The following is a 12,235-nucleotide window of genomic DNA, read 5'->3' on the forward strand; positions in this document are numbered from 1 at the left end:
GAGTTCATCCGAATCCCCGAATCCGACCCGCGATGAACTTCCCCGCCGAGCCCGCTTTCTTTCGCGCCGACCCGACCGCGCACGCCGCCGGAGGCCATGAGGCGGCCGTGGCGCGCCTGCGCGCGGCGCTCGACGCTGCCTTCGCTGCCTGCACCACGCCGGCCGACCCGTCGCGCTGCACACGCTTCGCCCAAGCGCTGCGCGCCTCGCTAGGTAAGGCGCTGGCCGATTGCGCCCTCGTGACGGCGGCCGAGCGCGAAGGCTGCGAGACGACGTATCGCCGCCATCTGATCCTCGACGATCCCGAGGCGCGCTATGCGGTCGCGGCGCTCGTCTGGCAACCGGGCCAGGCCAGCCCGGTGCACGCGCACCACACCTGGTGTGGCTACGCGGTGCTCGAAGGAACGTTGACGGAGACGATCTATACGTGGGACGAGGCGCGCGCAGGCGCGGTCGCGCTACGCGCCCATCCGCGCGCCCCGGGTGCCGTCTCGTTCGGCGGACGCGGGCGGCACGGCATCCACCGGCTCGCGAACGAGAGCGGCGCGGCGGCCGTTTCGCTGCATATCTACGGCGTGAGCGCCGCGCGGATGGCCACTGACGTAAACGACGTGCTGCCGCTCTTGCCCATAGCGGCGCACGCCGGAGGGCACGCCATGCCCCTCGCAGCGCGCCCTTAGCCGCGGCTACCGGCCCCGCCGGCCGTGGGAATTTGCGGCGGCGCGCCGTCCGGACTGCCCGTAGGCGGCGGCGCCGGACGCGGCTCGTGCGACGCGTCGCGCGTCGCGCCGGGTTGCACGGCCGCGTGCGGCGCCGCATGAGGCCCGGAATGCTCCTCCGGCGGCACCGCATCCTCCCCACGCGGCGACATGTGCACCTGCATCTGCGGCACCGGCATTTCGATGCCCGCTTCGTCCATGCGATGCTTCAGCCGCGCATTGAACGCGCGCGCCACGCTCCACTGCTGAAGCGGCCGCGTCTTGATCTGGCCTTTGACCACCATCCAGTTCGGCTCGAAGCGGTCGAGTCCCCACACTTCCACGGGTCCGAGAATCTCGCGGCGGTAGCGGAAATCGGCCACCAGTTCCGCGCCCACTTCGCGTATCAGCCGCGTGACCGTATCGAGCTCGACCGAGAACGGCACGCGCACTTCGAACACCGCGTAGGCAAAATCGCGCGAGAGGTTCTTCACGATCTTGATCTGCGAGAAGGGAATCGCGTGGATGGCGCCCTGCCCGTCGCGCAGGCGCACGGTGCGAATCGACAGATGTTCGACCGTGCCCGCGTGGCCGTTGTCGAGATCGATCCAGTCGCCCACCGAGATGGTTTCTTCGATGATGATGAAGAGCCCCGTGATGAGATCGCTCACGAGCGATTGCGCGCCAAAGCCGATCGCGAGACCGATCACGCCCGCGCCCGCGAGCAGCGGCGTCACGTTGATGCCGAGGTTCGCCGCCGTGACGATCCCCGCGATCGTGAGGATCGTCACGAGGACCGCGTTGCGCACGAGCGGCAGCATGGTGCGCGCGCGCGTGCTGGGCGCGCGGCCCTTGGTGCGCGGGCCGCTGGGATTGAGCGCTTCGAGTATCGCCGTATCGAGCACGATCCACACGAGCCACGCGAGGAACACCGTCACGCCGATCGCGAAAATCGCGTGCGCGATGCCGCGCGCGGCCACGCTCGCCTCGATGATGCGCGCGAGCGAAATGTCCCATAGCCGCGCGCACGATTCGAAGTAGGCCAGCCAGATGAAGACGATGACGAGCGTGCCCGCGAAGCGCAGGAGCCGGCGCAGATAGGGCGAGCGGCGGCGCACGCGCGTCATGTCCGGGCGCGTGACGCGCCGCACGATCGCGGAAAGGAAAAAGGCCAGCACGAGCAACAGCGCCGTGACGATCGAGATCTGCAGCACGTTCTCGCTGCTGCCGATGCCGCCCACGGTCGCGACAATGGACGCGACGGCGAGCAGCAGCATCGGCAGATGCCATAGCGAGGCGAGAACGTCGAAGATTTCGGTGAGCGCCTTGTGATCGTGGCGCAGCTGATAGCTGCGATTGCGGATCAGATGGGCGACGGGCCGCCTGAACGTCATGGCGACCATGGCGGTGAGCACGGCGGCGGTCATGTTGGCGAACGTCGAAACGAGCGCGGCCAGATTGGCGCCGATCTGATGCGCGACCTCGTAGTTGGTGGCCGCGTCGCCGAGCGCGCTGAAGACGCCGATCAGGAAGAGCGGCCGGCGCCCGCGCGCAATCAGCACGCGCACGGCGGCGCGCCGGTGCCCCGAGCCGAACAGCGAAAACATGATGAGACAGATCGCCGAGAACACCGCGCCCGCCACCACCGCATAGGCAATCACGAGCCCGATGGTGCGGCCGACCGCCTCCGGCAGCGCCCGCACCACGACGAGCACCGCCGCGAAGGCGAGGATGAACGGCCCCACCCGCTGAAGCGCGAACACGACGAGTTCGATGGTGGTGGGGTTAGGCTGCAGGCCCGTATCGACGGAGAAGCGCCGCAGCACGCGACGCACGAGCCAGCGCAGCCCGATCGCGCAGGCGCCCCAGCCCACGAGGGTCGCCAGCATGTCGAGGACGAGATGCCCCGGGCTCTCGTCGTCCTCGCCTATTGCGAGCAGATAGAGCTCGTTGCCGGCGGCGGTGAAGCGCCCGGCCCAGTAATGCAGCGGGCTGGGGCCGCGACGCGCGTCGGCCTCGACCGAGGAGAGGCCCGACGCGATCGCGCCGAGCAGCCCCGAGGTGGCCGCCGCGCCCGATGCCGGTGCGGCCGCCACGTTCTGCGAAGCGTCGCGCAGCTTCTTCAACTGGGAAAGGAGGGCGTTGCGCTGCCGGTCGTTATCGAGCGTCGAGATCACGCTGTCGAGCGAGCGCGCGAACTCGGCCTGACTCGCCGGGCTCGGCGCGGAAGCGGCGTCGGCCGCCGAAGCCGCGGCCGGCTGGCCGGTAATGAGGCTCTTCAATGCGGGGAGAACGGGGGCCGCTGCGACTTGAGCGGCAGCGGGCGGCACGCTCGCGCACCAGAGCGCGAGCCATGCGAACAGCATGAGCACAATGCGCCGCAGCAAGGACCCCGCATCGAGCCCCGTGCGTGCGCTGCGCCGTGCCGCGGCGCTGGAGATAATACCGGACGCACCACGTCCGGCGGACGGTGGCCGGACGAGCGTCGCGTCCCGTCCAGAGCATGAATTCATGTCGAAAGGGGCGAAATCGGAGCGCTCCAGTTTAGCCGCACTGGAGCGGCCTGCGCGGCGTGGCTGCGTAACAGAATGTCAGCAGCAGAATGTCAGCAGCGCGAATGTCGCCCGTGCGCCGGTATCGCGGCGCTCCCGCCCCTTCCTGCCCTCAATAAGCCGCGGTCGCGATTTCGCGAATGAAGCGGCCTTGCTCGAGTTCATCGACGAACGCCACCGCATAGTCCTCCGCGGAAATGCGGCTTTCGCCCTTCGCATCGGCGATCAGCGCGGTCGTGCCGGTGCGGAACTGCCCCGTGCGCTCGCCCGGGGCGATCATCGCGGCGGGCGCGAAGAACGTCCAGTCGAGATCGGTCACGGTGCGATAGAAGTTGAACGCATCGCGATGCGCGAGCGCGATGCCCTTCCACGCGGCGGGAAAGCTCTCCGAATCGACCAGTTGCTTGCCGGGCGCGACTTCGAGCGAGCCTGCGCCGCCCACCACCACAAGACGCTTGAGCCCCGCCTCGCGCACACCCTCGACGAGCGCACGGCTTGCGCTCTGGAGGTCCGCCAGGTGGTCGTGCGGCGGCGCATAGGCGCTTGCGACCACGTCATGACCGCGCACCGCCGCGGCAACGCTGGCCGCGTCGAGCAGATCCGCCTTCGCGGCGACGATGTTCGGGCCGGCGACGACGCGCTCGGGCTGGCGCGCCAGCGCGCTCACGCGGTGGCCGCGCCGTGCGGCTTCGGCAGCGATGCGCGAACCGATCGTGCCGGTTGCGCCAAAGAGGGCGATATGCAGCGACTTGTTCATGTTCCGACTCCTGTTCAAATTTATGTAACCAATATAGTTACATATTGGCGGCAAAAAAACGGGGCATAGCCCCGATGGGTGATTCGATACAGCACGCCAGCCCGCAGTGGCGGCTCATGCCGCCCTGCCACTCATGCCACTCATGCCCGGCGTGGCGAGCGTGCACGTTCCAGCTTGCGCTCGCTGCGCTCCACGTCTTCGACGACATCGACCAGCGTGCGCCCCGCCAGCGACGCCTCCATTGCACGCTGCGCATCGTCAATCACACCGCGCAACGTGTGCTGGATATGCCGCCCGACCATGCAGGCCGGATTCGGCTCCTCGCGATGCATGGCGAAGAGCTGGGCGTCGTCCACGGCGCGATAGACATCGAGCAGCGTGACGGACCGGGGCTCGCGTGCCAGCAGCGCCCCGCCGCCCGCACCGAGCTGCGACGTGGTAAGGCCCGCATTCGCCAGCATCGTGAGCAGACGCCGGATCAGCGCGGGATTCGTGTTCACGCTGCCCGCGATCATCTCCGACGAAAGCGGCACGCCCTCCTGCTGCGCGAGCAGCGCCAGCACGTGGACGGCAAACGCGAAGCGGCTACTCGTGTTCACGGCGAACCTGCATCGAAAAGTGTAACCATCATAATTACATTAATTGAGCGCGTCAAGTCGGGCACCGCGACTGCGGCCTCACTGGCTCGCGGCGGCAGCCGACGATGCCGCCGAAGCGGAAGCCGCCGCGGCACTGCTTGCCCATTGCTGGAGCGAACGCCCGGCGAGCTGGAGCCCCGTACCGGTTGCCGCTGCGGCGTGACCGAGCAGCGTCTGCGCGGCGCTTGCCGCGTCGCGCAACTGCCCCTGCGCCGAGGATGCGAGTTCGCCAGTCGAGGCGCTCGCTTCCGTGCTCTGGGAAGCCGCGTTGCCGAGCTGCCGCTGCGCGGCGTCGACCTGCTGGTTCACATAGCTCGCGGCCTGATCGAGCTGCTGCTTCGCCTGATCGGCCATTTTCTGGGCGGCCTGCTGCGCCGCCTGTTGCACCGCATCGGCCGATTTGCCGGCGAGATCGGGCGGCGGCGGATTCTGCTTTTCGCAACCTGCCGCAAGTACGGCCATGGCCAGAACGGGCACGACGGCCCCGCGTATCGATACCTTGAAATACATGGTCATCCTGAAAAATCGGCCGCACGAAGCGGCTTGGCCATCTGAAAACGCGGCAATGATACGCCGCCGCGCCACACTACTTCCATCGCGACCAGCGAAAAGCCGGCCCGCTCGAACACCGGGCGGGCAAGCGCGCTGGCCTCCGTGCGCAATACGCTCGCCCTCTCCCCGCGCGCCATCGCCTCGAGCCGCGCCGAGGCGAGCCCGCGCCGCCCCCAGTCCGGCGCGACGTACAGCATCTCGACATGATCGGCCGGAAAAAGCTGCCCGAAGGCCACGCTCGCGCCCGCGTATTCGGCAACCAGCGTGGTGCAGCGCGACAGACGGGCATCGAATGCCCCGAGGTCGTCGGCCGCCGAGGCCCATGCCGCGCGCTGCGCCGCGTCGTAGTGCGGTGCGGCCAGCGTGGTCACCGCAGCGCGAAAGAGCGCGGCGAGCGGCGCGGCATCGCGGCCCGGCGCGTAGCGACGCCAGGCGATGCCGGAAAGCGGAGAACCGGTAACGGAAGCTTCAATCATGCTGGAGTAGACTGCCCGAGGGTTTGCCGTGTTCCACCATTCAACACAGGAGGCATGCAATGGCAGTCAGAAAGATTCTGTTCCTCACGGGCGACTTTGCCGAGGACTATGAAACGATGGTGCCGTTTCAGGCGCTACAGGCCGTTGGGCACCGCGTGGACGCCGTGTGTCCGGGCAAGAAGGCCGGCGAGCGGATCAAGACCGCCATCCACGACTTCGAGGGCGACCAGACTTACACGGAGAAGCCCGGCCACCAGTTCGCGCTCAACGCCAGCTTCGACGAGATCGATCCCTCGGCCTACGATGCGCTCGCCATCGCCGGCGGCCGCGCGCCCGAATATCTGCGGCTCAATCCGAAGGTCATCGAAATCGTGCGTCATTTCGTCAACGCGAACAAGCCGGTGGCGGCCATTTGCCACGCCGCGCAGCTGCTCGCGGCCGCCGAGGTGATCCGCGGCAAGCGCATTTCGGCCTATCCGGCCTGCGCGCCCGAGGTGCGCCTCGCGGGCGGCGAATATGCCGACATTCCCATCGACAGCGCCGTCACCGATGCCCCCTTCGTCACCGCTCCGGCGTGGCCGGCGCATCCCGAATGGCTGCGGCAGTTTCTCGTGCTGCTCGGCACGCGTATCGAGCCTTGATCCGAGCCTTGAAGCAGGACGGCGGCGGCCAAGAGAGCAAGCAAACGGCTCGCACGCGCATGACCTTTTAAGACACATCCTATATCCCGTGACGACACGGCCTCCTAGAGTGATCGCCTGCTTTAGGGATAGCTGTGATGAATTTGACGGACTGGATTGTGATACTCGCGATCGCCCTGCTGGCGATCGCTTTTTTTTGCCCGCGTCCCAAACGACACGCAACGCTCGTCGACCGCGCGCGCCTGCGTCTCGGCACGCGGCTCGTCGTGCAGGCCGCACTCGCGCTTTGGGGCGCCCTGTTCACGCTCGAACGCTGCCTCGCGTTCCCGCACGCCCTGCCGTTCGGGCTGAGTTCCCCGCCGGGCGTGATGCTCGGCGTCGCGCTCGGGCTGGCTCTCGCGGGCGGCTTCTGGTCGATCCGCGGCGCCCGGCTGCTGCGCTCGCGCCGTCTCTTCGGCGCCTGCTAGCAGCGGGCGAACCGTCGTCGTCGATCCTCATCAGCCGCGGTCGATCGCCCCGCCGGCGCGGCGCAACGCCTCGGCCAGCGGGCTCGCCGGCACGAAGCTTTCCTCGGCCGTGCTGTCGTCCTCCCCTTGCGCATCGTCGTCGACCGTGAGCGCTTCATCGGATCCGCCGGGCGCCGGCGGCACCACGGCCAGCGCGTCGGGCAACGACAGATAGAACGTCGACCCCTCGCCCTCGCGCGACTCCACCCACACCCGCCCGCCATGGCGCTCGACCACGCGCCGCACCAGCGCGAGCCCGATGCCCTCGCCCGGCGCGACATTGCCGTGCATACGCTGGAACGCCTGAAAGAGCCGCGGCAACGCCACTTCGGGTATCCCCAGGCCGTTGTCGCGCACATAAAAGATCAGTAGCGACTCCACGCCCGGCGGCGCGGGCGCCGTGCCGACCTCGACCTTGCCGTCGCGCGCGGGATCGAGATAGTTGAGCGCGTTGCCCACGAGGTTCGCGAAGACCTGCTCCAGCGCGGTCGGGTCGCCCCAGACGGCCGGCAGCGGACGCACGCTCACCGCTGCGTTGCGGGCCCGGATCGAGCCATGCATCGCATCCACCACACGCTGCACCAATTCCTGCACGTTCACGCGCTGGCTCCGGTACTCCACGCGCCCCACCCGGGCGAGCCGCAGCAGCGCGTCGATGATGTGGGCGGCGCGCAGCACGGCGGTCTGCAGATAGCGCAGCGCCACGCCGATGTCGTCGTTGACGACCCGGTCCACGTGCTCGCGCGCCGCAGGTGAGAGCGACGAACGCGCGACAAGCTCGCGCAGGTCATCGCAGGCATGGTTCAGCTCGCGCGAAAAGCCCTGCAGGTTCACGAGCGGCGCGCGCAGATCGTGCGACACGCTGTGGATGAACATCTCGTTTTCCTGGGTCTGCTGGCGCAGGTTCTCGTTGATCTGCGCGAGCTGGTCCGCGCGGCGCGCGAGGTCCGCCTGGAAGCCCACGCGCAGACGCTCCGCCTCGATCAGCCGCTGGCTGATCTGATGCAGCGTGAGATCGAGCCGCGCAATCTCGTCGTTGCCCGAGGTGAGCGGCGCGAGCGGCTCGTTGCCCGCAAGCCGGCTGGCGTTGTCCGAGAGCGTGTCGAGTCGCCCGCGCACGCCGCGCGTGAAGACCCATACCGCCAGCGCCACGAGCACGATCGAGCCGACCACGGCCGCCATCACGAGGGTCTGCTGCTGGGCGCGCGCGGTCTCGGCCGCGGTAACGCGCAATACGTCGAGCCGGCGCTCCTCTGTCTGGAACGCCGTGATCTGGGCACGCACGCGGTCGAGCACGTCGGAGCCGGTCAACAGACGAAAGCGATCGGTGAGCTCGCCGTTGCGCCCCGAATGCAGCAGGTCCTGAATACGGTCGGACCACTGCCGGTAGTTCTGCACTGCCTGGCGGATCTGCACGGCGCGCTCGACCTGAGCGGGATTGTCGGCGACGAGTTCGGCGAGGCGGTCGATGCGCTGGTCGATGTCCACCCACGTCGATACCGGCGTCGAGAAGCGGGTGTCGCCGGCCGCCACGGCGCCGCGCAGTTGCACCGATTCGATCAGCACCGGCTCCAGCACGCGCCCGGCCTGCTCGAGCACCTCCTGGCTGTGCTGGCCCCAGCGTTCGGCGGCCTCGGCGTCGGCCTCGGCCTTGACGATGCCCGAGAGCAGCGTGAGTTCGAACACGGCGGGAATCGCGATCAGCAACAGCCCTTTTGTCGTTAGTCGCATGCAGTGGCGAGTTCGGGGATTCCGGACGTTATGAATCGATCCAGCCATTATGTCGGCGTTTGTGCACGAGGGGCAGCCTGTGTGGCTTCCGTATGTCTTCTGTGCTTAACCTGCAAGTCTGCGTGAGCACCCTTCGCCATTGGCCAAAACAGAAAGGAAAATCGAATAAATAGCCCTGATTTGGCGCTTGATATCCCCAGGTTCGGGCGTACGCACTGAAAATGTGCCTTCATGCCGCGCAGTCGGGCATAACTCACACCCCCGTCCCGAATGCCCGACAACCCGCGCCTGCCCGATACAGTGCACGCACGCACCGCTTCGACGCCTCGAAACCACCTGATTCACCGCTTTGGCGCGGCATTGGCCCGCATCTTGCTCCTGCCTGCGCTCTTTTTGGGCAACCACGACACGACAAGATGGACACTCTCAAGACCGGCACCGACACGCTCTTCCTGCTGCTCGGCGCGGCCATGGTGCTCGCGATGCACGCGGGCTTCGCCTTTCTCGAGCTCGGCACGGTGCGCAAGAAGAATCAGGTCAATGCACTCGTGAAGATCCTCGTGGACTTCTCGGTCTCGACGATCGCCTACTTCTTCATCGGCTATACGATCGCCTACGGCGTGCAGTTCTTCGATCCCGCCGACGTGCTCGCCCGGCACAACGGCTACGCGCTCGTGCGCTTCTTCTTTCTGCTCACGTTCGCGGCGGCCATTCCCGCCATCGTCTCGGGGGGCATTGCCGAGCGCTCGAAGTTCAATCCGCAGCTCTTCGCGACCTTCGTGATCGTGGGCTTCATCTATCCGTTCTTCGAAGGCATCGTCTGGAACGGCCGGTTCGGCCTCCAGGACGCGCTCGCGCACGTCTTCGGCGCGCCGTTTCACGACTTCGCAGGATCGGTAGTCGTGCATGCGTTCGGCGGCTGGATCGCACTGCCGGCCGTGATGCTGCTGGGCGCGCGCCACGGCCGCTACACGCGCGACGGCCGCGTCGCCGCGCATCCGCCGTCGAACATCCCGTTCCTCGCGCTCGGTGCCTGGGTACTGGCGGTGGGCTGGTTCGGCTTCAACGTCATGAGCGCGCAGAGTATCGACAAGATCAGCGGGCTCGTGGCCGTCAATTCGCTCATGGCGATGGTGGGCGGCACGCTCTCGGCGTGGCTCGCGGGCCGCAACGACCCGGGCTTCACCTATAACGGGCCGCTCGCGGGCCTCGTGGCCGTGTGCGCGGGCTCGGATCTCATGCATCCGCTCGGCGCGCTCGTGACGGGCGCCGTGGCGGGCGTGCTGTTCGTCACCATGTTCACCTGCGTGCAGAACCGCTGGCGTATCGACGACGTGCTCGGCGTCTGGCCGCTGCACGGCCTGTGCGGCGCGTGGGGCGGCATCGCTGCCGGCATTTTCGGCATGCGCTGGGCGGGCGGCATGGGCGGCGTGTCGTTCTGGGCCCAGGTGGTGGGCACGCTGGGCGGCATTGCGCTGGCCACGCTCGGCGGCACCCTTGTCTACGGCGCGCTGCGGATGACCGTGGGCCTGCGCATCGACCGGGAAGAGGAATACAACGGCGCCGATCTCTCGATCCACAAGATCACGGCGACGCCGGAGCGGGAGACGGTGGCCTGAGCGCCGCCGTCCTCTGACCACGGCTTCGCGAGGCGGGGATCAGAAGTCGATCGGATAGATTGCGCCGCCCTACCCTTGCGGCGCGCGGCGGGACGATGGTGCCTTCCGTCCCGAGGCCGAAGCCGAAGCCGAAGCCGCTCGCGTAGACAGCCTCCTCGCCGCAACGGCCGCAAGCACGTCCACGAAATCGGTTGCCGCAGGCGAGAGATCGCTGCCCGTCAACATGCGCAACTCCAGCGCCGGCAAGCGCGGCAAGCCGCGCTCGATCCTGCATATGCCTTCGGGAACCGCGTGACGGGTCCGCACAGTAAGACCCAGGCCGAAGCGGAGCGCCGCCCAGACCCCGGCGAGACTGGGCGTGGTGAGCGACAGGCGCCAGCGCATACCGGCCGTGTCGAGCGTCTGGATCGCTGCCTGCCTGAACAGGCATGGATGGTTGAACAGCACGAGCGGCAAACCGTCGCGAGACGTCCGGATGAGTGCCGCGGCGTCTTCACGACCAAACCAGAACATCGGCATGGCGGCGATCCGCTTGCCGCTTCGCGCCCGCTCTGCCGGCGCAAAAGCAAGCGCGACATCGAGCCGCCCCGCATTCACTTCCTCTTCCAGCGCATAGTTGCGCCCGGCACGAACCTCCACATGCACGTTGGGCCGCAGTTGCGCGAAACGGGCAATGGCATCGGGCATGATGTCTTCGAAGAAGTCTTGCGGCAAACCCAGCCGGATAGCCGGCGAAGCCGCCGTGGCGCCCAGCGCCGCGCCGGCTTCGTCGTGCATCGTCACGATCCGGCGGGCGTAGGCCAGCAGCGTTTCACCGGCCTCGGTCGGAACGAGCCCGCGGCCGCTGCGCTGAAAGAGGGCGTAGCCGGCCTGCTCTTCGAGCCGCTTCAATTGCATGCTGACCGCGGACTGCGAACGCCCGAGGTGGGCCGCAGCCCGCGCGAAACTGCCGAGTTCGGTGCCGACCACCATCGTGCGTAACGCTTCGATATCGAAGTACGGGCGCATCTATCTGAATCCTTGAAGTATCACTTCATCGATATTCGTTTGACGAAAGAATAGCCGGCGCTCAGGATCAGGACAACCCAAAAAGGAGACAGCGGCATGACGATTTCGACGCGCATCGGCTTTATCGGCCTCGGCACCATGGGCGAACCGATGGCGCGCAATCTCTTGCGCGCCGGCGTCGAGCTGGTTGTCTGGAACCGGACGGTCGAGCGCAGCGAACGGCTGACAAGCGAGAAAGAGCGTGCGGCGGCGAGCGTCGCGCGCGACGCCGCAGACGTGTTCGCACGATGCGAGACAATCATCCTGATGCTGGCCGACGGGGCCGCCATCGACACAGTGCTCGCCCGCGGCACGCCCGAATTTGCCCGGCGCGTCGCGGGGCGCAGACTCGTTTCGATGGGAACGTTCTCGCCCGGCTACTCGGAGGCACTGGCCGCCGAGATCCGCGCGGCAGGCGGCCGCTACGTGGAGGCGCCGGTCTCGGGCTCGCGCAAGCCCGCCGAAGCCGGACAACTCATCGCCATGCTCGCGGGAGATGCCGAAGACCTTGCTGCCGTGCGGCCGCTCCTCGCGGCGATGTGCCGCGAATGCTTCGACTGCGGGCCGGTTCCCGCCGCGCTGCGCATGAAGCTCGCGGTGAATGTCTTCCTGATCACCATGGTCACCGGCCTTGCCGAAGCCGCGCATTTCGCCGGGCGCCATGGTCTCGACATGCACAACTTCATGGCGATCCTCAACGCGGGACCGATGGCGAGCGACGTGTCGCGCGTCAAGATCGCCAAGCTCGTGCAGCGCGATTTTGCGCGCCAGGCCGGCATCACCGACGTGCTCAAAAATAGCCGCCTCGTGATCGAGGCCGCCCGCGAGGCCGAGATCGCCTCGCCGCTCATGGATGCGTGCTTCGCACTCTATGGCGAGACCGAAGGCATGGGGCTCGGCGAGGAGGATATGGCCGCGGTAGTGCGGGCGATAGAAAAGCGCACGACGCAGGCTTCGGGGCAATCGCTCCCGTTCGGGACCAGGCAAACCTTGCCGCCGTGCTGAGGACTTGGCAGTC

The 12,235-nt window shown here is 67.7% G+C and carries 12 protein-coding genes; 5 read left to right on the plus strand and 7 right to left on the minus strand.

The window, feature by feature from the left end; translation table 11 throughout:
* Nucleotides 1-32: 32 nt before the first annotated feature.
* A complete protein-coding gene (locus U5760_RS03055; protein ID WP_322009510.1) occupies nt 33-680 on the plus strand; it encodes a cysteine dioxygenase family protein in 648 nt (215 codons plus the stop codon).
* Here U5760_RS03055 and U5760_RS03060 read toward each other — a convergent pair.
* The 5 genes from U5760_RS03060 to U5760_RS03080 all read right to left on the minus strand — a co-directional run bounded on the left by U5760_RS03060 (nt 677) and on the right by U5760_RS03080 (nt 5,673).
* Nucleotides 677-3,211 (minus strand): mechanosensitive ion channel domain-containing protein, encoded by a 2,535-nt coding sequence (locus tag U5760_RS03060; RefSeq protein WP_415914025.1) that lies wholly within the window; start codon nt 3,209-3,211, stop codon nt 677-679. The two genes, U5760_RS03055 and U5760_RS03060, sit on opposite strands and share 4 nt — an antisense overlap.
* A 151-nt stretch (nt 3,212-3,362) precedes the next feature.
* Complete coding sequence (locus U5760_RS03065) at nt 3,363-4,007, minus strand: NAD(P)-dependent oxidoreductase (protein WP_322009511.1); 645 nt, start codon at nt 4,005-4,007, stop codon at nt 3,363-3,365.
* 140 nt (nt 4,008-4,147) lie between these two features.
* Nucleotides 4,148-4,606, minus strand: a complete 459-nt coding sequence (locus tag U5760_RS03070) for an Rrf2 family transcriptional regulator (RefSeq protein WP_322009512.1) — start codon at nt 4,604-4,606, stop codon at nt 4,148-4,150.
* Between the two features lie 78 nt (nt 4,607-4,684).
* The gene (locus U5760_RS03075; protein WP_322009513.1) at nt 4,685-5,155 is read right to left on the minus strand and encodes a hypothetical protein; all 471 of its coding nucleotides are present in this window, start codon (nt 5,153-5,155) and stop codon (nt 4,685-4,687) included.
* 2 nt (nt 5,156-5,157) lie between these two features.
* Nucleotides 5,158-5,673, minus strand: a complete 516-nt coding sequence (locus U5760_RS03080; RefSeq protein WP_322009514.1) for a GNAT family N-acetyltransferase — start codon at nt 5,671-5,673, stop codon at nt 5,158-5,160.
* Between the two features lie 59 nt (nt 5,674-5,732).
* Between U5760_RS03080 and U5760_RS03085 the strand changes: the two genes are divergently transcribed.
* Together U5760_RS03085 and U5760_RS03090 are read left to right on the plus strand one after the other, a co-directional pair.
* Nucleotides 5,733-6,314, plus strand: a complete 582-nt coding sequence (locus U5760_RS03085) for a DJ-1/PfpI family protein (RefSeq protein WP_322009515.1) — start codon at nt 5,733-5,735, stop codon at nt 6,312-6,314.
* A 137-nt stretch (nt 6,315-6,451) separates the two neighbouring features.
* Entirely contained in the window at nt 6,452-6,781 is a 330-nt protein-coding gene (locus tag U5760_RS03090; protein ID WP_322009516.1) for a hypothetical protein, read from the plus strand.
* Between the two features lie 30 nt (nt 6,782-6,811).
* On the opposite strand, the gene U5760_RS03095 is transcribed toward U5760_RS03090, so the two are convergent.
* Nucleotides 6,812-8,551 (minus strand): sensor histidine kinase, encoded by a 1,740-nt coding sequence (locus U5760_RS03095; RefSeq protein ID WP_322009517.1) that lies wholly within the window; start codon nt 8,549-8,551, stop codon nt 6,812-6,814.
* Nucleotides 8,552-8,967: 416 nt separating this feature from the next.
* On the opposite strand from U5760_RS03095, the gene U5760_RS03100 reads away from it, so the two are divergent.
* A complete protein-coding gene (locus tag U5760_RS03100; protein WP_322009518.1) occupies nt 8,968-10,170 on the plus strand; it encodes an ammonium transporter in 1,203 nt (400 codons plus the stop codon).
* Between the two features lie 69 nt (nt 10,171-10,239).
* Here the strand turns inward: U5760_RS03100 and U5760_RS03105 are convergent, their stop codons facing one another.
* On the minus strand, nt 10,240-11,178 hold the full coding sequence (locus U5760_RS03105; protein ID WP_322009519.1) for a LysR substrate-binding domain-containing protein: 939 nt from the start codon (nt 11,176-11,178) through the stop codon (nt 10,240-10,242).
* 102 nt (nt 11,179-11,280) lie between these two features.
* Between U5760_RS03105 and U5760_RS03110 the strand changes: the two genes are divergently transcribed.
* Nucleotides 11,281-12,222 carry an NAD(P)-dependent oxidoreductase gene (locus U5760_RS03110; RefSeq protein WP_322010012.1) on the plus strand — a complete coding sequence of 314 codons (942 nt, stop codon included), beginning with the start codon at nt 11,281-11,283 and terminating at the stop codon, nt 12,220-12,222.
* Nucleotides 12,223-12,235 lie beyond the last annotated feature (13 nt).

It is taken from the genome of Paraburkholderia sp. J12, from assembly GCF_905220215.1.
Classification (GTDB): Bacteria; Pseudomonadota; Gammaproteobacteria; order Burkholderiales; family Burkholderiaceae; genus Paraburkholderia.

Excerpts from the sequence above, each read along its gene's own strand:
- U5760_RS03065 (WP_322009511.1), bottom strand. The coding sequence starts at position 4,007 with ATGAACAAGTCGCTGCATATCGCCCTCTTTGGCGCAACCGGCACGATC.
- U5760_RS03075 (WP_322009513.1), bottom strand. The coding sequence starts at position 5,155 with ATGTATTTCAAGGTATCGATACGCGGGGCCGTCGTGCCCGTTCTGGCC.
- U5760_RS03105 (WP_322009519.1), bottom strand. The coding sequence starts at position 11,178 with ATGCGCCCGTACTTCGATATCGAAGCGTTACGCACGATGGTGGTCGGC.
- U5760_RS03095 (WP_322009517.1), bottom strand. The coding sequence starts at position 8,551 with ATGCGACTAACGACAAAAGGGCTGTTGCTGATCGCGATTCCCGCCGTG.
- U5760_RS03085 (WP_322009515.1), top strand. The coding sequence starts at position 5,733 with ATGGCAGTCAGAAAGATTCTGTTCCTCACGGGCGACTTTGCCGAGGAC.
- U5760_RS03060 (WP_415914025.1), bottom strand. The coding sequence starts at position 3,211 with ATGAATTCATGCTCTGGACGGGACGCGACGCTCGTCCGGCCACCGTCC.
- U5760_RS03055 (WP_322009510.1), top strand. The coding sequence starts at position 33 with ATGAACTTCCCCGCCGAGCCCGCTTTCTTTCGCGCCGACCCGACCGCG.
- U5760_RS03100 (WP_322009518.1), top strand. The coding sequence starts at position 8,968 with ATGGACACTCTCAAGACCGGCACCGACACGCTCTTCCTGCTGCTCGGC.
- U5760_RS03080 (WP_322009514.1), bottom strand. The coding sequence starts at position 5,673 with ATGATTGAAGCTTCCGTTACCGGTTCTCCGCTTTCCGGCATCGCCTGG.
- U5760_RS03090 (WP_322009516.1), top strand. The coding sequence starts at position 6,452 with ATGAATTTGACGGACTGGATTGTGATACTCGCGATCGCCCTGCTGGCG.